General features: G+C 62.3%; 23 protein-coding genes. 17 read left to right on the top strand and 6 right to left on the bottom strand.

Going from position 1 to position 23,031, the window contains the following annotated elements; all coding sequences use genetic code 11:
• The first annotated feature begins 23 nt into the window (after window positions 1–23).
• A complete protein-coding gene (locus AB5Y54_RS06315; protein ID WP_275873594.1) occupies window positions 24–623 on the top strand; it encodes a YhgN family NAAT transporter in 600 nt (199 codons plus the stop codon).
• Between the two features lie 59 nt (window positions 624–682).
• Here AB5Y54_RS06315 and AB5Y54_RS06310 read toward each other — a convergent pair whose 3' ends face one another.
• Window positions 683–1,660: a LysR substrate-binding domain-containing protein gene (locus AB5Y54_RS06310; protein WP_010672591.1), complete on the bottom strand. Its 978-nt coding sequence runs from the start codon at window positions 1,658–1,660 to the stop codon at window positions 683–685.
• A gap of 292 nt (window positions 1,661–1,952) precedes the next feature.
• On the opposite strand from AB5Y54_RS06310, the gene tatA reads away from it, so the two are divergent.
• The 3 genes from tatA (at window position 1,953) to AB5Y54_RS06295 (ending at window position 4,060) form a co-directional block, all read left to right on the top strand.
• Entirely contained in the window at window positions 1,953–2,117 is a 165-nt protein-coding gene (gene tatA, locus AB5Y54_RS06305; RefSeq protein WP_010672592.1) for a twin-arginine translocase TatA/TatE family subunit, read from the top strand.
• 10 nt (window positions 2,118–2,127) lie between these two features.
• Complete coding sequence (locus AB5Y54_RS06300; protein WP_368153379.1) at window positions 2,128–2,430, top strand: YfcZ/YiiS family protein; 303 nt, start codon at window positions 2,128–2,130, stop codon at window positions 2,428–2,430.
• A gap of 208 nt (window positions 2,431–2,638) precedes the next feature.
• Window positions 2,639–4,060, top strand: coding sequence for a transglycosylase SLT domain-containing protein (locus AB5Y54_RS06295; protein ID WP_368153378.1), 1,422 nt, complete (start codon window positions 2,639–2,641; stop codon window positions 4,058–4,060).
• 5 nt (window positions 4,061–4,065) lie between these two features.
• On the opposite strand, the gene AB5Y54_RS06290 is transcribed toward AB5Y54_RS06295, so the two are convergent.
• On the bottom strand, window positions 4,066–4,227 hold the full coding sequence (locus AB5Y54_RS06290; RefSeq protein WP_010672595.1) for a hypothetical protein: 162 nt from the start codon (window positions 4,225–4,227) through the stop codon (window positions 4,066–4,068).
• 75 nt (window positions 4,228–4,302) lie between these two features.
• On the opposite strand from AB5Y54_RS06290, the gene AB5Y54_RS06285 reads away from it, so the two are divergent.
• The gene (locus AB5Y54_RS06285; RefSeq protein ID WP_368153377.1) at window positions 4,303–5,556 is read left to right on the top strand and encodes a phosphatidylserine/phosphatidylglycerophosphate/cardiolipin synthase family protein; all 1,254 of its coding nucleotides are present in this window, start codon (window positions 4,303–4,305) and stop codon (window positions 5,554–5,556) included.
• A gap of 469 nt (window positions 5,557–6,025) precedes the next feature.
• Here AB5Y54_RS06285 and AB5Y54_RS06280 read toward each other — a convergent pair whose 3' ends face one another.
• The gene (locus AB5Y54_RS06280) at window positions 6,026–7,144 is read right to left on the bottom strand and encodes a fatty acid desaturase (protein WP_223956081.1); all 1,119 of its coding nucleotides are present in this window, start codon (window positions 7,142–7,144) and stop codon (window positions 6,026–6,028) included.
• Between the two features lie 149 nt (window positions 7,145–7,293).
• Between AB5Y54_RS06280 and fabR the strand changes: the two genes are divergently transcribed.
• Together fabR and AB5Y54_RS06270 are read left to right on the top strand one after the other, a co-directional pair.
• Complete coding sequence (gene fabR, locus AB5Y54_RS06275; protein WP_010672598.1) at window positions 7,294–7,914, top strand: HTH-type transcriptional repressor FabR; 621 nt, start codon at window positions 7,294–7,296, stop codon at window positions 7,912–7,914.
• A 19-nt stretch (window positions 7,915–7,933) separates the two neighbouring features.
• On the top strand, window positions 7,934–8,299 hold the full coding sequence (locus AB5Y54_RS06270; RefSeq protein WP_041212194.1) for a YijD family membrane protein: 366 nt from the start codon (window positions 7,934–7,936) through the stop codon (window positions 8,297–8,299).
• 33 nt (window positions 8,300–8,332) lie between these two features.
• On the opposite strand, the gene AB5Y54_RS06265 is transcribed toward AB5Y54_RS06270, so the two are convergent.
• Both AB5Y54_RS06265 and rsmD read right to left on the bottom strand, forming a co-directional pair.
• Window positions 8,333–8,647 carry a DUF1145 domain-containing protein gene (locus AB5Y54_RS06265; protein WP_010672600.1) on the bottom strand — a complete coding sequence of 105 codons (315 nt, stop codon included), beginning with the start codon at window positions 8,645–8,647 and terminating at the stop codon, window positions 8,333–8,335.
• 108 nt (window positions 8,648–8,755) lie between these two features.
• Window positions 8,756–9,385: a 16S rRNA (guanine(966)-N(2))-methyltransferase RsmD gene (gene rsmD, locus AB5Y54_RS06260; protein ID WP_043154418.1), complete on the bottom strand. Its 630-nt coding sequence runs from the start codon at window positions 9,383–9,385 to the stop codon at window positions 8,756–8,758.
• 110 nt (window positions 9,386–9,495) lie between these two features.
• On the opposite strand from rsmD, the gene ftsY reads away from it, so the two are divergent.
• The 10 genes from ftsY (at window position 9,496) to hutH (ending at window position 21,605) form a co-directional block, all read left to right on the top strand.
• A complete protein-coding gene (gene ftsY / locus AB5Y54_RS06255) occupies window positions 9,496–11,346 on the top strand; it encodes a signal recognition particle-docking protein FtsY (protein ID WP_368153376.1) in 1,851 nt (616 codons plus the stop codon).
• 222 nt (window positions 11,347–11,568) lie between these two features.
• Window positions 11,569–12,237 (top strand): cell division ATP-binding protein FtsE, encoded by a 669-nt coding sequence (gene ftsE, locus AB5Y54_RS06250; RefSeq protein WP_201997449.1) that lies wholly within the window; start codon window positions 11,569–11,571, stop codon window positions 12,235–12,237.
• Window positions 12,237–13,190 (top strand): permease-like cell division protein FtsX, encoded by a 954-nt coding sequence (gene ftsX / locus AB5Y54_RS06245; protein ID WP_201997448.1) that lies wholly within the window; start codon window positions 12,237–12,239, stop codon window positions 13,188–13,190. The genes ftsE and ftsX overlap by 1 nt, the downstream gene beginning before the upstream one ends.
• A 452-nt stretch (window positions 13,191–13,642) precedes the next feature.
• On the top strand, window positions 13,643–14,497 hold the full coding sequence (gene rpoH / locus AB5Y54_RS06240) for an RNA polymerase sigma factor RpoH (protein ID WP_029313526.1): 855 nt from the start codon (window positions 13,643–13,645) through the stop codon (window positions 14,495–14,497).
• A gap of 127 nt (window positions 14,498–14,624) precedes the next feature.
• Window positions 14,625–15,284, top strand: a complete 660-nt coding sequence (can, locus tag AB5Y54_RS06235) for a carbonate dehydratase (protein ID WP_010672606.1) — start codon at window positions 14,625–14,627, stop codon at window positions 15,282–15,284.
• 10 nt (window positions 15,285–15,294) lie between these two features.
• Window positions 15,295–15,999 carry a histidine utilization repressor gene (gene hutC, locus AB5Y54_RS06230; protein WP_010672607.1) on the top strand — a complete coding sequence of 235 codons (705 nt, stop codon included), beginning with the start codon at window positions 15,295–15,297 and terminating at the stop codon, window positions 15,997–15,999.
• A gap of 156 nt (window positions 16,000–16,155) precedes the next feature.
• On the top strand, window positions 16,156–17,391 hold the full coding sequence (gene hutI / locus AB5Y54_RS06225; protein WP_039040413.1) for an imidazolonepropionase: 1,236 nt from the start codon (window positions 16,156–16,158) through the stop codon (window positions 17,389–17,391).
• Window positions 17,384–18,322 carry a formimidoylglutamase gene (gene hutG, locus AB5Y54_RS06220; protein ID WP_048208866.1) on the top strand — a complete coding sequence of 313 codons (939 nt, stop codon included), beginning with the start codon at window positions 17,384–17,386 and terminating at the stop codon, window positions 18,320–18,322. The genes hutI and hutG overlap by 8 nt, the downstream gene beginning before the upstream one ends.
• A 45-nt stretch (window positions 18,323–18,367) precedes the next feature.
• Window positions 18,368–20,071 (top strand): urocanate hydratase, encoded by a 1,704-nt coding sequence (gene hutU, locus AB5Y54_RS06215; RefSeq protein ID WP_042015303.1) that lies wholly within the window; start codon window positions 18,368–18,370, stop codon window positions 20,069–20,071.
• A 1-nt stretch (window position 20,072) separates the two neighbouring features.
• Entirely contained in the window at window positions 20,073–21,605 is a 1,533-nt protein-coding gene (hutH, locus tag AB5Y54_RS06210) for a histidine ammonia-lyase (protein WP_201985551.1), read from the top strand.
• A 194-nt stretch (window positions 21,606–21,799) separates the two neighbouring features.
• On the opposite strand, the gene AB5Y54_RS06205 is transcribed toward hutH, so the two are convergent.
• On the bottom strand, window positions 21,800–22,897 hold the full coding sequence (locus tag AB5Y54_RS06205; protein ID WP_010672612.1) for a calcium:proton antiporter: 1,098 nt from the start codon (window positions 22,895–22,897) through the stop codon (window positions 21,800–21,802).
• Window positions 22,898–23,031 lie beyond the last annotated feature (134 nt).

Genomic DNA, 23,031 nt, shown 5'->3' with positions numbered 1-23,031 from the left:
GAAAGGTTCTGCCCGGGCGCTCTATGGACACATTCTCCGCTGCCGTCATGCTGTTTCTGATCATGGATCCGCTGGGCAACCTGCCGGTCTTCCTCTCCATCCTGCGCCATGTCGACCCCAAGCGTCGACGCAAGGTAATGCTGCGGGAGCTGTTGTTTTCACTGGTGATCATGATGGGCTTCCTGTTCGCCGGTCAGCAGATCCTGAGCTTCCTCAACCTGCGTCAGGAGGCGGTCAGCATCGCGGGGGGCATCATCCTCTTCCTCATCGCCATCAAGATGATCTTCCCGAGCCCCGGTGGTGTGACCGGGCTGGCGGCGGGGGAGGAGCCCTTCCTGGTGCCCATGGCCATCCCCATGATTGCGGGTCCCTCCATCCTGGCTTCCCTGCTGCTTCTGGCGAACCAGGAGCCGACCCGGATGATGGACTGGTCATTGGCCCTGCTGATGGCCTGGGGGGCCAGCGCCGTGATCCTGATGTTCTACGAGCTGTTCAACAAGCTGCTGGGTGAGCGAGGACTCACCGCGGTGGAGCGGCTGATGGGCATGCTGCTGGTGATGATCTCGGTGCAGATGCTGCTGGACGGGGTACACCACTATCTGGCGGTGACGGGTCAGAACTGACGGGGCGAATGCTGATGTCAACGTGAAACGGGGCTTCTTGAGCCCCGTTTTTTTGCGCGTCAGGCGGCAGCGGCCGGGCCATCCGCCGAGGTTTCCAGCTTGCCCATGATGAGGGCGAGCAGGGTCTCCCGCAGCCAGCGATGGCCCGGATCCTCCTCGTGGCGCTGATGCCAGATGAGCAGGTGAGAGATGCTGTCCAGGGCGATGGGCAGCGGCAGCGGCACCAGGGGATAGACCTGGGTGGCGTGGCGGGCATAGAGCCGGGAGAGGGTCACTATCATGTCCGAGTGCATGCCCATGCGCAGGGCCGCCTCGAAGGAGGGCACGGTCGCCTCGATCCGGCGATAGAGATCCTGCTCCGCCAGCTTGTGATCCAGCATCCAGCGATCCCGCCCCTCGCAGTAGGTCTGCACGTGGGGGTAGGCGAGGTAACGGGCGAGATCCCACTCGGGCTCCTGCAAGGCAGGGTGATCCCGCTGCACCAGGCAGGTGAGATCGTCGATGGTGAGCAACCGCTGACAGATGGCGTTGGGCAGGGTGTCGAGGCGAAAATCCGAATTGATGCAGTTCTCCCGCACCGTGAAGGCGATATCCACCTGGCCCTGGCTCATCTCGGTCAGGCTGTGCTCGGTCCACTCCTCGTAGCGCAGGCGGATGCCAGGGGCCTGACGCTTCAGTTCGCTCAGGTAGAGGGGGGCAAACAGGGTGAAGGCGCTGTCCATGCTGGCGATGACGAACTCCCGCTCCGTGCTGGCGGGATCGAAGTCCGGCGGCTGGATCAGGTTGTCCAGGGAGAGCAGTATGGGCTGCAGTTGCTGCTGGAGATCCAGGGCGCGCGGAGTGGGATCCATCCCGTAGGCCGAGCGCACGAACAGGGGATCGTCAAAGGTCTCCCGCAACCGTCCGAGGGCCTTGCTGACGGCGGACTGGCTCAGGTGCAAACGGCGTGCAGCCCGGCTGCCGTTGCGCTCTTCCAGCAAGACTTGCAGGATTATCAACAAATTAAGGTCTATGCGTGCAAGCTGTTCCAGCAACATGATATGAATCCTCTTCAATTCCTAGATGAATATATACCATTTGTTTTCATATCTTGGCGATCCTATGCTCGACGGGTCTCTCGCCCTGGTGGCGGCTGGTACAGGATGTAGCGGTTGAGGGGACAAGTAGCACCGACTCATACGGCGGCCCATGGTCGCCGTATTTTTTTGCGCCTCGTCGCCGTTTTTGCGCGATTTTTTCGCCAACTTGCACCTGCCTTGATTTTGCCCAACAATCGATACGCTTTCTTTTGATACAACCTCCAGGTATCTAACAGTCAGGAGTCTCCCTATGGGACTGGGTGGCATTCATATCTGGCATCTGCTGATCCTGCTCGTGGTCGTCGTCGTGGTGTTTGGCAGCAAACGCCTGGCTGGCGCCGGTGAGGATCTGGGCACTGCCATCAGGGATTTTCGCAACGCCTTGCGCGACGATGACAATATCCGGAATAAGTAGGAGTGAACGTATGTCTGTAGACGAGAAAGTGGAACTGAACGAAACCTGTGACAGTTGCGGCTGTTTCGCCGAAATTGGCACCATCATCGGCGAAGGTGACGACGTCATGGAGCTGGTGATCGAGGCCGCTGCAGAAACCGACGCCCGCGAGAAATTTGCGGCTTACGAGGCGCTGGCCAAGCAGGTCACTGCCGAAGCCAAAAGCAGCAGCGAGCTGAGCCGGGGCCCGGATGGCGTGATCCTGAAAGCCCGCCTGCAATTCACCTGCACCGCGGAGAAGCTGATCTTCGAGATGCGCGCCCGCTCCCTCTGAGATCGTGATGACACGGCAGGCTTGCCTGCCGTCTTGCTCTACCCCTCGCTTTTTTCCCTCCCTTTGCGTTGTATAGTGAGTTATCTCACGGGCGATCCGTTTTCCGTCCGGCATGCGCCGATCGGCAGAAGATCCCGCGACCTTGGCGCAGGCGCCTTCTCTGACAGACCCGACGGTGCGCACCGGCCCACAGCGAGGTGGTTACATCATGATGCGGCGATGGATCTGGGCCCTGCTGGCTCTCTGCTCTCTCCCTCTGCTGGCGGCGGATCTCAAGCCGCAGTTGCTGCCCCAGGCCGGTGATCTCGAACACATCCTGCAAAAAAAAGAGCTCAGGGCCCTGGTGGTCTATGAGCGGGGGTTTTTCTTTTTCGACAAGGGAGCCCAGTACGGCATCCTGGTCAATCAGCTTCAGGGATTCGAGCGCTGGTTGAACCAGACCTACCTGGCCAAGGAGAAGCTCAAGCTCAAGATCATTTATATCCCGGTGCGCCAGGACAAGCTGCTGGACTATCTGGCCGAGGGGCGCGGGGATCTGGTGGCCGCCAACCTGACGGTCACTCCCACCCGGCGCGAGCAGGTGACCTTCTCCCAGCCGCTGATCGCCCCCATCGAGGAGTGGGTGGTGAGCCAGCGGGAGCTCCCTGCCTTCAATCGCATCACCCAGCTGTCCGGCCGGCGGATCTGGGTGCGCGCCAGCTCCAGTTATTTCGAGAGCCTGCACCAGCTCAACTGGCTGTTTCGGGAGCTGGGGTTGCCCCCGGTCTACATCGAGACGGTTCCCGAATACCTGCAGGACGGGGACCTGCTGGAGATGGTGTCAGCCGGGATCATTCCGCTGACGGTCACCGACAGCTTCAAGGGGCGGATCTGGCTCGACATGATTAGCGGTCTCAAGGCCCACAGGCTGATACCGCTGCGGGACAAGGGGCGCAGCGCCTGGGCCCTGCGCAACAACAGCCCGGAGCTGCTCAAGGCGGTGAACGCCTACATCTCGGAGTCGAGCAAGCGGACCCTCTACAGTGACATGACATTGCGCCGCCTGCTGGCGCAGAGCGACCGCATGAGCAACATACTGGCGCCGGACCCGCTGGGGCGACTGTCGACCATTCGCAAGGTACTGGAGACCCAGGCGGACAAGTATCAGCTGGACTGGCTGATGCTGGCCGCGCTGGCTTACAAGGAGTCGGGGCTCAACCCCAATGTGGGCTCCCACCGGGGGGCCGTCGGCATCATGCAACTGCTGCCGAGTACCGGCAAGGAGGTGGGGATCCGAGGCGCCAGACTCACCAGTCTGGAGGGCAATGTGGAGGCGGCCTGTCGCTACATGCGGCTCATCCTGGACACCTACTTCAATGATCCCGGGATGGACAGGCTCAATCGCCATCTGTTCGCCCTGGCCGCCTACAATGCGGGTCCGAACCGGGTACAGGCATTGCAGGCCAAGGCGGCCGACAAGGGGCTGGATCCGAACGTCTGGTTCGGCAACGTGGAGCAGCTGGTGGCCAACGACGTGGGCCAGGGGCCCATCAACTACGTTGGCACCATCTACAAATACTACGTAGCCTACCGTTTCAGCCTGCCCCAGCTGGAGGGCAAGTCAGAGGCCATCGAGGCGGTGCAGCCCTGAGCCTGTCAATGCTGGCCGGGGAGGGGATCCTCGTGATGCTGCGCAAGGGGTTCCCAGCCCAGATCCCGGTGCTGCTGGTACCAGGGCATCAACAGCCTGGCCGGGGTGGGATCCGGTTGGCTGGCATGGGGTCTCTGACTAAGGGAGGGGTGGTCGCGCAGTTCCATCATCGGCTCCTTGACACTGGGCTATCGGGGCGGTTGTCTGGGTTATGCCACCACCAGATGACAGGGAGATGACCCTTGATCCCCGCCGAGTTTGCCTTGCTCGCCGATCCCGGCGCCGCCCTCAAGGCCCGATGCCAGTTGATCCGTCAGGCTCGCCACCGGATCCTCGCCCAGTATTACAGCTGGGAAGAGGACGGCAGCGGCAAGCTGCTGCTGGCGGAGCTGGTGCGGGCGGCCCGGCGCGGAGTGGTGGTGCAACTGCTCATCGATGATCTCTACGGCGGGGAGAACCGCTTTCTGGAGGCGGTGGCGGCGGAACCGGGCATCGAGGTACGCCTGTTCAACCCCTTCTGGTTGCGGGGCTGGCGTCCTCTGACCCTGCTGCTGGAAGTGGTGCTGAGCTTTCGCCGCATCAACCACCGGATGCACAACAAGCTGCTGCTGGTGGATGGCAGCCAGGCGGTGATCGGCGGGCGCAACATCGGTGATCGTTACTTCGGGCTGGGGATGCCGCCTCACTTCATCGACCTGGATCTGGTCTGCCGCGGCCCCCTCTGCCAGCAGGCCGAGCAGGGGTTCGCGCTGTTCTGGCACAGTCGCTGGAGTCACCCGGTCCGTCGCCTGTTGAGACGCCCCTTGCTGCCAGCCGAAACCCGGGCCCTGAACGATTTCCTGCTGACCCTGACCGACCCCGCCATGGCGGCCGCCTATGATCTGCCGGCCACTCTGTTTGATGAGTACCCCGTTCCCCTTTGCTGGCATCCCGGGCGAGGGCAGTGCTGGTTCGATCGCCCCGGCAAGGGGCTGGTCGCCCGGCCGACCACGGCGCCCCTGCTGGGACGCATGCTGGCGAGCAATCAGGGGGCCCTGAGATTGGTGAGCCCTTACCTGATCCTGACACGGGGGCTGCGTCGCCGGCTCAAGGGGCAGCGACGGCAGGGGGTCGACATCGAGATCCTGACCAACTCCCTGGCCAGCACGGACGTGCCCCTGGTCTATGGCGCCTATCGGCGTCACCGCCCCTGGCTCGAGCGTCAGGGGGTCACCCTGTTCGAGCTGACGACGGAGGCGTTCAGTCTGCATGCCAAGCTGATCCTGATGGGGAAGGAGGAGGCGCTGCTCGGCAGCTTCAACCTGGATCCCCGCTCCCTGATGCTCAACACCGAGTTGATGCTGCACCTCCATAGCCCGACGCTGTGCGACGAGTTGCAGCAACTCATCGATGGCTGGTTGCAGCAGGCCGTGCACCCGGTGGCGGCGTCCCCCTCTGCATGGCGGCGCCTGCTGGCGCAATTGAGCGATTGGTTACCTTTGCACCGTTGGTTGTGAGTGGGATCCGCCTTGTGCGAGATCTCGCAAAGCCTTGTGCGCCTTCGAGGATAACGTTTGCCATCCAAAACCGGGACTGGATTGCATCGTATTGTTTTTAATCGATTTATATTAAGGGCGCCGTAACAATCCAGGCTCCTCGACTGCATAGAGGTGCGTGTAGAACGGTTTTTTATTTTATTTAACTGCGTAGTATCTCGAGTGCAAGGACAAACACGGCGGCTGGTCTGCCGTGTGGGTGACGGCAACAGGGGAAATGGGCCAACCGGATTGCTCCGGCAGGCGAGGCGGATCGGGAGCGGAAACCCGTGATGCCAGACAGACCCCCGTGGTTGCGGGAGCCCAATATGGAACATGCTATTTGCGAGGGGGTGACATGCGAATGTTGCCCCATTTTTTTATGCCTGCCGTCCGTTTGCCCAATCAAAAAGACCGCCTGCTGGCGGTCTTTTGCGTGATGTCTCGGCGATCAGGCGAGGCCCGCCAGCAGACGACTCCAGTTGCGCTTGGCAACGAGGAAACCGTCTCGCAATGTGCGGTACTCCAGTTGCAGCCTGAGCCTGTCGTAGCGTGCGAGGGCTGTGCGCTTGCGCTGCTCCAGCAGTGACTTGCGGCTGGCATAGTAGTGCTGGATCTGCAGGCTCAGCTTGTCGTACTCCTCCTGCAGCAGTGCCTGCCAGCGTTCCCTGTCATCCTGCTTGTGCACTCTGGCCTGGGCGCGCTTGAGCTGCATCTCCAGCCTGGCCTGTTCGATGCGTTCCTCCGGGCAGGATCTCAGGTCTTTGGCGAGCCCGCACCAGGCGGCGGTGCGGATCAGCCACTTGGTGGGATCGAACTGCCACCACTGAATACCGTTGCGGTAGTCGTTCTCGAACAGGTGATGGAAGTTGTGATAGCCCTCGCCAAAGGTGAAGAAGGCCAGGATGCCGTTGTCCCGGGCGCTGTTGCGATCCGTGAACGGCTGGCTGCCCCAGATGTGGGCCAGGGAGTTGATGAAGAAGGTGGTGTGATGGGTCATCACCATGCGCAGCACCCCGGCCAGCAGCATCATGCCGAGCAGATCCCCGTGCAGGAGGCCGAGCAGCAGCGGAATGCCGATGTTGGTGACAAGAGCCAGGGCCAGATAGTGCCTGTGCTGGAAGGCGACCACGGGGTTGTTTTGCAGGTCGCGCACATTGCTGTAGTCGTGGTAGGTATCGCGCTGGTATTCCCGCAGCATCCAGCCGATGTGGGAGTACCAGAAGCCGCGACCCGCACTGTAGGGATCCTTCTGGTTGTCATCCACGTGGCGGTGGTGGCGGCGATGATCCGAGGACCAGTGCAGCGCCGAGTTCTGCAGGGCGAGCGCGCCTCCGATGGCGAAGAGCCATTGCAGGGCCGGGTGTGCCTTGTAGGCCTTGTGGGACCAGAGCCTGTGGTAGCCGGCGGTGATGGAGATGCCGCAATAGCAGAACAGCAGCAGGAAGCAGAGCCACTGCCATAGGTCGTAGCCCTGGCTCAGTCCATACCAGGGGACCGCTATCAGTGCCGTCAGCCCGGAGAGGGCGAACAGCAGGGTGTTGGTCATGATGATCGGGGGGCGGTCCATTTCACTCGGCTCCTTTCAGCGAACAGCTGTTCACTATTTACCATTGAGCCGGAATGCGGGTCAATGGTAAAAAAGTCGGAGACAAACCTGATCCCGGCCCCGCCTTCGGGTTATCATCTGGCCTCGCTAATCTCAAGGTGACTGTTTTCGTGGGTATTCGCGCGCAACAAAAAGAAAAAACCCGGCGTACGCTGATCGAGGCGGCGTTCAGTCAACTCTGCGCCAACCGCAGTTTCTCCAACCTCAGCCTGCGGGAAGTGGCCAGAGAGGCGGGCATAGCGCCGACCTCCTTCTATCGCCACTTTCGGGACATGGAAGAGCTGGGGCTGACGCTGGTGGACGAGGGAGGGCTGACCCTGCGCCAGCTGATGCGCCAGGCGCGCCAGCGCATTGCCGGTGGTGGCAGCGTCATCAGCACCTCGGTGCAGACCTTCATGGAATTCGTCGAAAACAACCCGAACATCTTCCGGCTGCTGCTGCGCGAGCGCTCCGGCACCTCGGCTGCATTCCGTCAGGCGGTGGCCCGGGAGATCCAGCACTTCATCGCCGAGCTGACCGATTATCTGGAAGCCACCACGCAGGCGCCACGGGAAGAGGCCTATATCCAGGCCGAGGCCATGGTGACCATCGTCTTCAGCGCCGGTGCAGACGCCCTCGACATGACTCCGGAAGAGTGCAAGGCACTGTCGGAGCGCACCATCAGCCAGTTGCGGATGATCGCCATGGGCGCCGAGGTGCAGAACCGCAAGCGCCACGAATCTCTCACATAACGCAAGGATGGACAGCCTCATGCATGAACCGAACGCGATTCCGAAGAAGCCCCTGGTGCTGGCCCTGCTGATCGGTATCTGTGGCGATGCCTTCCTGTCGGCCTTGATGGAGTCGGTCGTCCCCTTCTCCTTCTACCCCCTCATCGCCCTGTTGCTGGCGGCCAGCCAGCTCTATCAGCACTATCGCCATGAGCCCATGGTGGGCAACACACCCAGTTGCATCCTGCTCTGCTTCTTTATCGGCGTGTTCGGCCATTCTGCCCTGGTCAAGGTGCAGTACCCCGAGCTTGGCAGCAACTTCTTCTCCCTCATTGCCATGCTGCTGCTGCTCGCCGCTCTCTCCATCAAGCTGGGAATCAGCCTCGGAAAAACGCAGAAGGAGTGACGAATCACTCCTTCTGGTCGGGCCGGGGGTGGCCTAGTCGGCCCTGGGGGGAGTCTCTCCCTTCTTCCTGGCGTCTATGATGGCCTGCAGCTTGGTGCGGATATCCATCATGCCGAACACCCCGAAGATCAGCACCTGGGTGAATTCGAGACGAGTGACCGCGAAGTAGGGTTTGCATGCCGCCTTGATCATGCTGGCCTGTACCCAGTGCATCAATATCACGATGACGCCGCACACCGGCAGAAAGCCGTTCAGTTTGCCCGGCAGGGTGCCCAGCAGGGCGAGTGCCACACCGAACCAGAAGAACAGCAGCACCCCCATCGCCAACAGATTAAACACCCGCTTCATCGTTTACCTCCCGTACATAGAGTTGATAGCAGGCCTGATGTGATCGACCTGCTTGTCCTTGAGCCGTTGTCCAAATTGACGGAGAAGGGGACTGTGCCCATCTCCCCTTTAAACAGCAGCGTCATGCTTGGTGTCCCGCAGATAGAGCTGATAGCAGACCTGACCCGCCTGCTTGTCCTTGAGTAGTTTCCAGCTGGCGGGCAGCGTCAGATCGGCCATCTCTTTTTCCCGCTCCAGATAGATGAGGGCATCGGATGCCAGCCAGCCGCGTTGCTCGAGCAGCTCGCACACCTGGGGCAGCAGCTCGCGACGAAACGGTGGGTCCAGAAAGACCAGATCGAACGGCGTGGCCGTGCCTTGCAGCCAGCTCACGGCATCGGCCTGGATCACCTGCCCCTGGCTGCTGCCCAGGGTCGTCAGGTTCTTCTTGAGCTGGTCGGCGGCGCCTCTGTCCATCTCGATCAGGGTGACCTGTTCGGCATAGCGGGACAAGGCTTCCAGCCCCAGCCCGCCGCTGCCGGCGAACAGATCCAGGCAGCGGGTACCGCGCACGTGGGGAGCCAGCCAGTTGAAGATGGTCTCCTTGACGCGATCCGTGGTGGGTCTGAGCCCTTCCACATCCCTGACGGGGAGTTTGCGCCCCTTCCATTGGCCGCTGATGATTCGTACCACGCCCGCTCGCCCCTGGGGGGCCGGGCTCTTGCTCGGGCTGTTACGGCTGGATTTCACTCTGGGCATCGCGTTTCGTCGTCAGAAAATAAAGTGATAGTATAAGGCGGTTCATTTTTATGCCGACCCGCCGAGGGACGGCTATCTTAGCAGTCAGCCTTTGATGTGAGTATTTTTAGATGGCAAAAGGTTTGTTTTCCTGGCTGGGTTTCGGCCGCAAGAAAGAAGAGGCTGAGGCCGTTCCATCGCAGGCGCCCGACGCTACCCCGGCGGTAGTCGAGTCGGAGGCCGCCGCTGTTCCCGCGCCTGTCGCCGATGTTGCCCCGGCTGATGCCCCCGCCGCCAAGCCCGAAGCGCCGCTGAGCGGCCCTGACGAAGGCCCCCTGGTTGTGGAAGAGCCGGAGGGCGAGCTTGAGCCCGTCATCGTCAATGAGGCCTTGATCGCCACCGAAGCTCAGGTCGCAGACGAAGCCATTGTTGCCGCCGAGGCTCGCGCTGCGGAAGAGGCTCGCATCGCTGCCGAAGCCCGCGCCGCAGAAGAAGCCCGTATTGCCGCCGAGGCTCGCGCTTCGGAAGAAGCTCGTATTGCCGCCGAAGCCCGCGCTGCGGAAGAGGCCCGTATTGCCGCCGAGGCTCGCGCCGCGGAAGAAGCCCGTATTGCCGCCGAAGCCCGCGCCGCAGAAGAAGCCCGTGTTGCCGCCGAAGCCCGTGCCGCGGAAGAAGCTCGTATTCCTGCCGAAGCCCGCGCTGCGGAAGAAGCTCGTCTTGCCGCCGAAGCCCGCGCCGCAGAAGAAGCCCGTGTGGCCGCCGAAGCCCGCGCTGCGGAAGAAGCTCGTATTGCTGCCGAGGCACGCGCCGCAGAAGAGGCTCGCATCGCTGCCGAAGCCCGTGCAGCAGAAGAAGCTCGTATTGCCGCCGAAGCTCGCGCTGCGGAAGAGGCTCGTATTGCCGCCGAAGCTCAGGCTGCCGAGGAAGCTCGTGTCGCCAAAGAGGCCCAGCGAGCGGAAGATTTGCGTCTGGTCGCCGCGATGGAGGCTGAGGCCGCCGCTCTGGCCGCTCTGCCACTGGCCGCCAAGGTGGACGACGACACTCAGGAGAAGCCGCAGCGGGAGGGCTTCTTTGCCCGCCTCAAGCGCAGCCTGGTGCGTACCAGGGAGAATATCGGTTCCGGTTTCTTCGGCCTGTTCAGCGGCAAGAAGATCGATGACGATCTGTTCGAAGAGCTGGAGACCCAGCTGCTGACCGCCGATCTTGGCGTCGACACCACCACCCGCATCATCGAGGGGCTGGTACAGCACGCGGATCGCAAGCAGCTCAAAGACGCCGAGGCGCTCTACGGTCTGCTCAAACAGGACATGGGCGAGATGCTGGCCAAGGTCGAGCAGCCCCTGGTGATCGACACCAGCAAGAAGCCTTACGTCATCCTGATGGTCGGCGTGAACGGCGTCGGCAAAACCACCACCATCGGCAAACTGGCCAAACAGTTCCAGGCCGAGGGCAAGAGCGTGATGCTGGCCGCTGGCGATACCTTCCGTGCTGCGGCGGTCGAGCAGCTGCAGGTGTGGGGTCAGCGCAACAACATTCCGGTGATTGCCCAGCACACCGGTGCCGACTCCGCCTCCGTCATCTATGACGCCATCGAGGCTGCCCGCTCCCGCGGGGCTGACGTGCTGATCGCCGATACCGCCGGCCGCCTGCAGAACAAGAGCAACCTGATGGAGGAGCTCAAGAAGGTGGTGCGGGTGATGAAGAAGCTGGACGATGCGGCGCCCCACGAGATCATGCTGACTCTGGACGCAGGCACCGGCCAGAACGCATTGAGCCAGGCCAAGCTGTTCAGCGAGGCGGTGGGCCTGACCGGCATCACCCTCACCAAGCTGGACGGCACTGCCAAGGGGGGGGTCATCTTCGCGGTGGCCGACAAGTTCCAGATCCCGATCCGCTACATCGGGGTGGGCGAGGGGATCGACGATCTGCGCCCGTTCGTCGCCAACGACTTCATCGAGGCGCTCTTCAGCCGCGAAGAATAAATCCGGCCGACATGAGTCGGCCCGGCCGTGACGAGCACGTGTTCCATACCCCGACTCCGGTCGGGGTATGTCACTATGAGAGCGCAGGTATGGCTCATCCGGACAAGGATGACATGCGGCATGGTTGCGACCGGTGTTGTCATCCAGGTGTTGTGCCGGTACGGGGGAGTGAGCGCCCCATGCTTTATCCCGGTCGGGGTTTGTCAATCTCAGGGAACCGTTATGATTCGTTTTGACAAGGTCAGCAAGGTCTACAGTGGCGGTCATCAAGCGCTGCAAAAGGTCAGTTTTCACCTGCGCAAGGGGGAGATGGCCTTCCTGACCGGCCATTCGGGGGCGGGCAAGAGTACCCTCCTCAAGCTCATCAGCGTGATGGAACGGCCGACCGACGGCCGCGTCTTCTTCCACGGCGATGACGTCAGCCACATCCAGCGCAGTCAGATCCCCTACGTGCGCCGCCAGATCGGCATGATCTTCCAGGATCACCGCCTGTTGATGGATCGTACCGTGTTCGACAACGTCGCCCTGCCCCTGGTGATCGATGGCTACAGCCATGGGGACATCAACAAGCGGGTGGCGGCGGCGCTGGACAAGGTCGGGCTGCTCGGCAAGGAGCGCTACCAGCCGCGCATGCTCTCCGGTGGTGAGCAGCAACGGGTCGGCATCGCCCGCGCCATCGTCAACAAGCCGCCCCTGCTGCTGGCGGACGAGCCGACCGGCAACCTGGATCCCCAACTTTCCATGGACATCATGCGCCTGTTCGAGGAGTTCAACCGCTTCGGCGTCTCCGTGCTGATTGCCACTCACGATCTGGGGCTGATCGCCCGGATGCGCTACCGCACCCTGACCCTCAAGGCGGGTCGCATGTATTCGTCCTGGGAGGATCGCTGATGGCTATTGTTCGTCATAAACAGCCGCCGTTGCGTCGTTTGATGATGTATGGTGTGGATCATGTGCGTCAGGCCTTTGTCAGCCTGGGTGAGCTGTGGCGCAACCCGCTCGCCTCCCTGATGACCCTGGCGGTACTTGGCGTGAGTCTGGCGCTGCCTTCCTGTTTCCACGTATTGCTGAAGAATGCCGAAGTGGTAGAGGGGAGCTGGCAGACCAGCTCCCAGATCTCCCTCTATCTGCGCAAGGATCTGCCGGAGCAGAGCATCCTCGACATGAAGCAGCGGATCCTGCTCTATCCGGAAGTGGAGTCCGTCACTTATATGAACCGTGACGAGGCGCTCAGGGAATTTCGGGAGATCTCCGGTTTCGGTGATGCCCTGGATTATCTGGACAGCAACCCGCTGCCGCCGGTGCTGAGCGTGATCCCGGATCCGCGCTGGCAGAATCCCGAAGGGGCCGCCGAGCTGCTCGCCAAGCTGGAGAACGAGCCCGGTATCGAGCAGGGCAAGCTGGATCTGCAGTGGTTGACCCGGTTGCAGGGGATCATGAACCTGCTGCGCCACACCATTACAGGTATCGCGGTGTTGCTGCTCTCCGCCGTATTGCTGATCGTGGGCAACACCCTGCGCCTGAATATCCTCAACCAGCGTTCCGAGATTGAAGTGCTCAAGCTGGTGGGAGCGACCGATGCCTTCATCCACCGTCCCTTCCTCTATACGGGCATCTGGTTCGGGGTCATTGGCGGCATGCTGGCCTGGTGGCTGACCGAGGTGATGGTGATCTGGAGCGAGGGGGTGGTGAAGGAGCTGGCGGGGCTCTACAACAGCAACTTCCGTTTGGTGGGGATGGGGGCGTTCGACGGCTTCAATCTCATACTGCTGGGCGCCCTGCTGGGGTTGATCGCCTCCTGGTTCTCGGTGCACAGGCACATTCGCGACATAGAACCGTCCTGATTAATTTGTCAGCATTTTAAAGCGCTGGATTTTGCGAACTGGATCAAGTAAAAGAGTGGCCCGTTTCTGGCACGGGCCACTTTCTCAGAGTAATCTGAATGGTGTCTGCGCCGAGGATCATATGTGGATCCTCTGAACCTTTTGATTTATCAATGGTCTACTGACTGCAGCAGAATGAATACGGGTATGGCCCCTATGCCTTGCTCGTCTGACTTGGCAAGCATGTGAAGGTTGCGAGCTCCGCAACAATGGACTTAGCATGCTACTTTTCAGGGGTCCTTTACTGTGACCCCTTTTTTTTGACTGTTCATTTATGATTCATGCCGTCAGCCTAAGATAGGCCGGGTTCATGCTGGGGTGATGTATGATGCAGCACGCAGAATGATACCTGGTCGGTAGACACGTCTTCTCAGGGTGTTAGACTGATTCGATTGAAAAGTAAGAGGTAGAACATGGGAACTTCATTGCAACGCACTATGGCTCTGATTCCGCAAGGTAGTCTGGAAGGCTATATCCAGGCCGTCAACTCGATCCCTGTGCTGAGCGCAGAGGAAGAGCGCGAACTGGCGATGCGTCTGCAGCAGGATGGCGATCTCGAAGCTGCACGCCAGCTCGTTATGTCGCACCTGCGTTTTGTCGTTCACGTGGCCAAGAGCTACTCCGGCTATGGCCTGCCTCAGGCCGATCTGGTGCAGGAAGGCAACATCGGCCTGATGAAAGCCGTCAAACGCTTCGACCCGAGCGTGGGCGTGCGTCTGGTCTCCTTCGCCGTGCACTGGATCAAGGCCGAAATCCACGAATATGTGTTGCGCAACTGGCGCATGGTCAAGGTGGCGACCACCAAGGCCCAGCGCAAGCTGTTCTTCAACCTGCGCAAGTCCAAGAAGCGTCTGGGCTGGCTGAACCACGAAGAGGTGCAGGCCGTGGCTGCCGACCTCGGGGTATCCGCTGCCGACGTCACCGAGATGGAAGCGCGCATGAGCAATTACGATCAGGCCTTCGACCTGGTCGGTGACGATGAAGACGAGGGTGGCTTCGCGCCGGTGCACTATCTGGAAGACAAATCTTCCGATCTCGCGGCGAACATCGAGAACGACAACTGGGACAGCCATGCCACCCGTCGCCTGAGTGCGGCCATGGCGACCCTGGACGAGCGCAGCCAGCACATCATCCGTGCCCGCTGGCTCGATGACGAGAGCAAGACCACCCTGCAGGAGCTGGCCGATACTTACGGCGTCTCGGCCGAGCGGGTGCGCCAGCTTGAGAAAAACGCGCTCAAGAAGCTGAAAGATGCCATGGATGCCTGACGGCCTCCTCCGGTAAGAAGCAGGGCCTGATGGCCCTGTTTTTGTTTTGCGGGGATCTGGTCGGCCTTGCCTTGGTTACCCTTGTGTATGGTATGTTGCCGCCACTGCCACAGTAGGGAGAGCAGAAGTGAAACTGTTGAACGACTTGTTTACCAACAACCGCGAGTGGGCGGAACGGATCAAGGCCGAGGATCCCAATTTCTTCGCTACCCTGTCCGCCCAGCAGGCACCCGAGTACCTCTGGATCGGCTGTTCCGACAGCCGGGTTCCCGCCAACCAGCTGATGGGGCTCTTGCCGGGGGACGTCTTTGTCCACCGCAATGTCGCCAACCTGGTGGTGCACACCGACTTCAACTGCCTCTCGGTGCTGCAATACGCGGTGGAGGTGCTCAAGGTGAAGCACATCATCGTCTGCGGCCACTATGGCTGCGGTGGCGTCAAGGCTGCGATGCAGAACCAGGAGCTGGGTCTCATCGACAACTGGCTGCGAAACATCAAGGACGTCTACTTCAAATACGGCGAACAGCTCGAAGCCATCGAGGATGAGCACGAGCGCTTCGACTACCTGTGCGAGCTGAACGTGGCTGAGCAGGTCGCCAACGTCTGCCACACCACCATCATCCAGAATGCCTGGCGCAAGGGGCAGGAGCTGGCGGTGCACGGCTGGATCTACGGCATCAAGGATGGCCTGCTGCACGATCTCGATCTCTGCATCAGCGGCCCTGACCAGATCCCGGACGTCTATCGCGCCTGGCCGGACATGCGTCCGCCCCATCGTCGCCGCTGAGGACCAGCCGGTGGCTCCTGCGCTCTACCTTCAGATAAAGCAGCACATCCTGGACGGGATCCGCGAACGCCACTATCAGGCGGGCGACCGGATCCCGACCGAGGCCGCCCTGTGCGAGCAGTTTGCCGTGAGCCGCATGACGGTGAACAAGGCGCTGCGTGAACTGGTGGCCGAAGGCTGGCTGGTGCGCACCGCCGGATCCGGCAGCTTTGTGGCCGACAGGCGCACCGAGTCGCCGCTCCTGGCGATTCGCAATATTGCAGACGAGATCGCCGAGCGGGGCAGCGAGTACAGCGCGCGGGTGATCCGGCTGCAACGTCAGGCCGCCGACGAGAAAGTGGCGGTGCGTCTGGGCCTGCGGGTCGGGGCGCCCACCTTTCACAGCCTCATCGTCCATCAGGCCGATGGGGAGCCGCTGCAACTGGAGGAGCGCTTCGTCGATGCCGAGCGACTGCCCGGCTATGGCGAGCAGGATTTCACCCAGCAGACGCCAAACAGCTATCTGATGGAGATCTGCCCCCTCTCCGAGATGGAGCACGTGGTAGAAGCCGTGTTGCCGAGTGCTGGTGAAGCCGGACTGCTGCAAGTGAGGGTCGACACCCCCTGCCTGCTGCTGCACCGGCGAACCTGGTCAGACGGCTTTCTGGTCTCCTATGCCAGATTGTTGTCGCCGGGTTCCCGCTACAAGCTGAGCTCCAAGACGCGTCTCGCATAATTGTATATACATATTAAGCATTTAAAAGCCCACCTCTCGGTGGGCTTTTTTGTGCTTACACTCTAATAAAGCCGCTGTTATCAAGATGTGAACTTGATCCTTTCTTTCTTTTCAGAGATCGGCTATAAATTATTGTATATACATTTAGAGGTCGGTATGAACAAGGAACTGTTGAACTGCGAGCGGGTCTGGCTCAACGTGACACCCGCCACCCTGCGCCCCGATCTGGCGGACTACGGCCTGCTGGAGCCCCATGCCCTTGGCGTGCGGGATGGCAAGATCCACGCTCTGGTCCCCATGCAGGATCTCAAGGGCCCCTATGCCGCCTCCTGGCAGGACATGAAGGGGAAGCTGGTCACCCCCGGTCTCATCGATTGCCACACCCACCTCATCTTCGCCGGCAGCCGCGCCGAAGAGTTCGAACTTCGCCAGAAGGGAGTCCCCTATGCGGAGATCGCCCGCAAGGGGGGCGGTATCATCAGCACGGTGCGCGCCACCCGGGCAGCCAGCGAGGAGCGGCTCTATGAGCTGGCGTTGCCGCGGATCAAGTCCCTGATCCGGGAAGGGGTCACCACAGTCGAAATCAAGTCCGGCTACGGCCTCACCCTGGAAGACGAGCTCAAGATGTTGCGGGTGGCCCGTCGTCTGGGAGAGACGCAGCCCATCCGGGTCAAGACCACGCTGCTGGCGGCCCATGCGGTGCCGCCGGAGTATCGCGACGATCCCGACTCCTGGGTCGAGACCATCTGCCAGGAGATCATCCCGGCGGCGGCCGAGGCAGGTCTCGCGGATGCGGTGGATGTCTTCTGCGAGCACATCGGCTTCTCCCTTGCCCAGACCGAGCAGGTCTATCTGGCGGCGGATCAGTACAACCTCGCGGTGAAAGGGCACATGGATCAGCTCTCCAACCTGGGGGGCAGCACGCTCGCCGCCCACTTCGGCGCCCTCTCGGTGGATCATCTGGAATATCTGGATCAGGACGGGATCCAGGCGCTGGCCCACCGTGGCGTGGTCGCCACCCTGCTGCCCACCGCTTTCTATTTCCTCAAGGAGACCAAGCTGCCCCCGGTCGCCGCTTTGCGCAAGGCGGGGGTACCCATGGCTGTCTCCTCCGACATCAACCCGGGCACGGCTCCCATCGTCTCCCTGCGCATGGCCATGAACATGGCCTGCACCCTGTTTGGCCTGACCCCGGTGGAGGCCATGGCCGGGGTGACCCGCCACGCCGCCAGGGCGCTTGGCGAGCAGGAACGGCTGGGGCAGCTCAAGGTCGGCATGCTGGCGGATTTCCTTGTCTGGAACTGCGGCCATCCGGCCGAGCTCAGCTACCTCATCGGTGTCGATCAGCTGGTGAGCCGTGTGGTCAACGGGGAGGAAACCCTTCATGGATAAGTTCAACGGGATCGACATGTCGGTCTGGCAGGGGCGTCAGGATCCCGAAGACGGCGAGCTGGCCCTGCGCTGGCACGATAGGGTGCAACCCTGGCAGGGGAATCGCGAACCCGGCGTGGTGCTGCTCGGCTTTGCCTGTGACGAAGGGGTGCGCCGCAACAAGGGGCGGGTCGGTGCGGCCGGTGCACCGCTGGCGGTGCGCAAGCTGCTGGCCAACACGGCCTGGCATCTGGGCGCCCCCGTCTATGACGGCGGGGATCTGGCCTGTGAGGACGGCGATCTCGATGCCGCTCACGGGCGCTTGGCCGAACGGGTGGCGAGTGCGCTGGATCAGGGACACTTCCCCCTGGTGCTGGGAGGCGGCCACGAGGTGGCGTTTGGCAGCTGGAGCGGCCTGAACCGTCATCTTGGCGGCGAAGGGCGGGTCGGGATCATCAATTTCGACGCCCACTTCGATCTACGCATGAAACAGGAGCAGGCGAGCTCGGGCACCCCCTTCTTCCAGATTGCCGAGCAGTGCGCTGCCCAGGGCACTCCCTTTCACTATGCCTGTCTCGGGGTGGCCGAAACCGCCAATACCGCGGCGCTCTTTGCTCGCGCCGAGGCGCTGGGAGTCTGGCACGTGCTGGACGAAGCGATGACGCCGACCGAGCTGCCAGCCTTGCTAGGCGGGCTGGATGCCTTCATCGCCCGTTGCGACCACCTCTATCTCACCATCGATCTCGACGTGCTGCCGGCGGCGGTGATGCCGGGAGTGAGCGCTCCCGCCGCTCGCGGCGTGGAGCTGGCGGTCATCGAACCGCTTATCGCCCATATCCGGGCCAGCGGCAAGCTCAGGCTCGCCGATCTGGCCGAGTACAACCCGAACCTGGATCAGGACAACCGCAGTGCCCGTGTGGCCGCGCGCCTGGTTCACCAGTTGACCAAGTAGTGGCGCACCGCGCCGCCTGACTGCATCGCTAAACAAGGAGTGTCTATGTCTGTACAACACCAGGATCCCCGCCACGATCCGAGCCGCGTGATCCGTGCTCCCCACGGCACCCAGCTGACCGCCAAGAGCTGGCTCACCGAAGCGCCACTGCGGATGCTGATGAACAATCTGGATCCGGATGTTGCCGAGCATCCCCAGTCCCTGGTGGTGTACGGCGGCATCGGCCGCGCCGCCCGCAACTGGGCCTGCTATGACAAGATCGTCGAGGTACTGACCCGGCTCGAGGACGATCAGACCCTGCTGGTGCAATCCGGCAAGCCGGTCGGGGTGTTCCAGACCCACAAGGATGCGCCGCGGGTGCTCATCGCCAACTCCAACCTGGTGCCCCACTGGGCCAACTGGGAGCACTTCAACGAGCTCGATAAAAAGGGTCTGATGATGTACGGCCAGATGACCGCTGGCTCCTGGATCTACATCGGCACCCAGGGCATCGTGCAGGGCACCTACGAGACCTTCTTCGCGGTGGCCAACCAGCACTTCAATGGCGAGCCCAAAGGCCGCTGGATCCTGACCGGGGGCCTGGGTGGCATGGGCGGTGCCCAGCCCCTTGCCGCCACCATGGCCGGTTTCTCCATGATCGCCGTGGAGTGCGACGAGACCCGTATCGATTTCCGTCTGCGTACCCGCTACGTCGACAAGAAGGCCCACAGCCTGGATGAGGCGCTGGCCATGATCGAGGAGGCCAAACGCAGCGGCACCGCCGTCTCCGTCGGCCTGCTCGGCAACGCCGCCGACGTCTTCGCCGAGCTGGTGGCTCGCGGCATCACGCCGGACGTGGTGACCGACCAGACCTCCGCCCATGACCCGGTACACGGCTACCTGCCCCAGGGCTGGAGCGTGGCCCAATGGCGCGATCTGCAAAAGAGCGCACCGGACGAGGTCAACGTGGCGGCTCGCCGCTCCATGGCCCGTCAGGTCGAAGCCATGCTGACCCTGCAATCCCGCGGCGCTGCCACGCTCGATTACGGCAACAACATCCGCCAGATGGCGCTGGAAGAGGGGGTCAAGAATGCCTTCGACTTCCCGGGCTTCGTGCCGGCCTACATCCGCCCGCTGTTCTGCGAGGGCATTGGCCCGTTCCGCTGGGTGGCGCTCTCCGGCGATCCGGAAGACATCTACAAGACCGACCAGAAGGTAAAAGAGCTGATCCCGGACGATCCCCACCTGCACAACTGGCTCGACATGGCCCGCGAGCGCATCGCCTTCCAGGGCCTGCCGGCGCGGATCTGCTGGGTCGGTGTCAAGGATCGGGTGCGCCTGGGCCTGGCCTTCAACGAGATGGTGAAGAATGGCGAGCTGAAGGCTCCGGTCGTCATCGGCCGTGACCACCTTGACTCCGGCTCGGTGGCGAGCCCGAACCGCGAGACCGAATCCATGATGGATGGCTCCGACGCCGTTTCCGACTGGCCGCTGCTCAACGCCCTGCTCAACACAGCCGGCGGCGCGACCTGGGTTTCCCTGCACCACGGTGGCGGTGTGGGCATGGGCTTCTCCCAGCACTCCGGCGTGGTGATCGTCTGTGACGGCACCGACGATGCCGCCAAGCGGGTCGGCCGCGTGTTGCGCAACGACCCGGCCACCGGGGTGATGCGTCACGCCGACGCCGGCTACGAGATTGCCATCAACTGTGCCCATGAGGCGAAACTGGATCTGCCGATGATCGACGCCACCGGCAAAGGGGTGAAATAAGATGTTCGAACTCAATCTGCAACCGGGCAAACTCTGCCTCGCCACCCTGCGCCGTGTCAGCCGCGAGCCGGTACACGTCAGCCTGGATCCGGCTGCCCTGGCGGGGATCCACGCCTCCGCCGCCGTGGTCACCAAGGTGATCGAGCAAAACCGGGTGGTCTATGGCATCAACACCGGCTTTGGCCTGCTGGCCAATACCCGGATCCCGGTGGAGCAGCTGGACGAGCTGCAACGCTCCATCGTGCTCTCTCATGCGGCAGGAATTGGCGAGTACATGGATGACGCCACCGTGCGGTTGATGATGGTGCTCAAGGTCAACTCGCTCGCCCGTGGCTTCTCTGGCATTCGGCTGACGGTGCTCGAGGCCCTGATGACCCTTATCAACGCCGAGGTCTACCCCGTGGTGCCGAAGAAGGGCTCCGTCGGCGCTTCCGGCGATCTGGCGCCCCTGGCCCACATGAGCTGCCTGCTGATCGGTGAAGGCAAGGCCCGTCACAAGGGTGAGCTGATCGACGCCGCCACTGCCCTGAGGATTGCCGGGCTGGAGCCCATTGCCCTGGCGCCGAAAGAGGGGCTGGCCCTGCTCAACGGCACCCAGGCGAGCACCGCCTTCGCGCTGGAAGGGCTGTTCCATGCCGAGGATCTCTACGCTGGCGCCATCACCATAGGGGCCATGAGCGTTGAAGCGGCGCTGGGCAGCCGCCGGCCGTTCGATGCCCGCATCCACGAGGTGCGCGGTCAGCGCGGCCAGATCGATGCGGCCGCCTGCTACCGCCACCTGCTGGTGGACGGCAGCGAGATCGGCATGTCCCACCACAACTGCGAGAAGGTGCAGGATCCTTACTCCCTGCGCTGTCAGCCCCAGGTGATGGGCGCCTGCCTGACCCAAATCCGTCAGGCCGCCGAGGTGCTGGTGTGCGAGGCCAACGCGGTCTCCGACAACCCTCTGGTGTTTGCCGAGGATGAGGAGATCATCTCCGGCGGCAACTTCCACGCAGAACCCGTGGCCTTTGCCGCCGACAACCTGGCCCTGGCCATCGCCGAGATCGGGTCGCTGTCCGAGCGGCGCATGGCGCTACTCATCGACTCGCGCATGTCCGGCCTGCCGGCCTTCCTAGTGAACAACGGCGGGGTGAACTCCGGTTTCATGATCGCCCAGGTTACTTCGGCGGCCCTGGCCTCCGAGAACAAGACCCTGGCCCACCCGGCCTCGGTGGACAGCCTGCCCACCTCGGCCAACCAGGAGGACCACGTCTCCATGGCCACCTTCGCCGGTCGCCGGCTGGCGGACATGGCCGAGAACACCCGTGGCATCCTGGCGGTGGAACTGCTGGCAGCGGCCCAGGGGCTCGACTTCCGCGCACCCCTGCGCTCCACCGAGCTCATCGAGCTGGCCAAGGGCCGTCTGCGGGAAGAGGTCAGCTTCTATGACAAGGACAGGTACTTTGCACCGGACATCGAGGCGGCCGCCGCCTTGCTGGGCCGTGCCAGCTACAACGACCTGATCCCGGCCGGGACTCTGCCCAGCCTCTGAGACCCAGAGTCTGAGCAACCATAAATAAGACCGCCCATGGGGCGGTCTTTTCATTTCCGTCTCTTGCGCTCCGCGTCGGGGCCATCGGAAGCGGGCAGCGCAGAGTGGCAGCAGACAGAGGCGGCGGCTTTATCCGTGTTCAAACATCCGGAACAGATAAACCACGAACAGCACCGGGGTGAGTGCTGGCAGCCTTATCCGTGTTCAAACATCAGGAACAGGTAAACGACAAACAGCACAAGATGGGTGGCACCGTGCAGGGCGTGGGTGCGGCCGCTGCTGAAGGTCACTTTACAGACCATGAGGGTGGTGATGAGCAGCACCATGTCGGCAGGGGAGAGGCCCAGGCGCACTTCCTGCCCCATCAGGGAGCCGATGAAGAGCACGGAGGGTACCGTGAGGGCGATGGTGGCCAGCACAGAGCCGAAGTAGAGATTCATGGCCCGCTGCAACTGGTTGTTGAAGGCCGCCTTGATGGCGCCGACCGCTTCGGGGGCGAGCACGATACAGGCGACGATGAAGCCACCCAGCGCCATCGGGGCTTCCATCACGTGCACCCCGTAGTTGATGGGGATGGCTAGGGTTTTGGCCAGCAGGATGACCACCACCAGGTAGGCGAGCAGCAAGAGGGTGTGATAGACGTTGCTCTGCAGCGGGCCGTGGTGATCCTCGAGATCCTCGTGATCGCTGTCGACGAAGAAGTGGCTGTGGCTGCGGGTCTGGATCAGCAGGAAGACACCATAGAGCAGGATGGAGATGATGATCAGCATCCATGACATGGCCTTGGAGAGGCTGCCCAGGGTGCCGCCCTGGGTGAAGTTCGGCAGGACCAGACAGAGCAGTGCCAGGGGAATGATGGCTACCAGATAGGATTTGACCCCGTCCAGATTGAAGTTCTGGGTGTGATAGCGCCAGCCGCCAAACAGCAGGGTGAAGCCCACCAGACCGTTGGTGACCAGCATCACTACCGCGAACATGGTGTCACGGGCCATGGTGGGATTGGGATCGCCGGTCAGCATGACGGAGGAGATCATCACCACTTCCAGGGAGATGACCGAGAGGGTCAGGATCAGGGTACCGAAGGGTTCCCCGAGCTTGATGGCGAGGGCGTCAGAGTGACGCACGACGGAGAAGATGGCCCAGGTCACGATGGCAAGCAGGGCCAGCGACACCGGCAGGTAGACCGCAAGGGGGGTTGTCTCTGCCAGCAGGTCGCTCCCCAGGGTTTTGAAGAAGAGCAGGGTCAGCAGACCGGCAGGCAGAGCAATCTCTTGTCGGATAAAAGACTTCATAGGCAGTGGTTCTCATCTCGGGGCGGCCTCGGCCGACGGGGTATGGAGCGACTTGGTGCACCCAAGGTGCACAGACCCATGATAAGGGGAGATGCTCCTCATGCGGAGCATCATTTTGTTGCAAAGGGTTAGAG

Source organism: Aeromonas sp. s9 (assembly GCF_040907765.1).
GTDB classification, from domain to species: domain Bacteria; phylum Pseudomonadota; class Gammaproteobacteria; order Enterobacterales; family Aeromonadaceae; genus Aeromonas; species Aeromonas caviae.
Note: the sequence above shows the minus strand (reverse complement) of the source record. Positions and strands in the feature narration are given on the sequence as shown.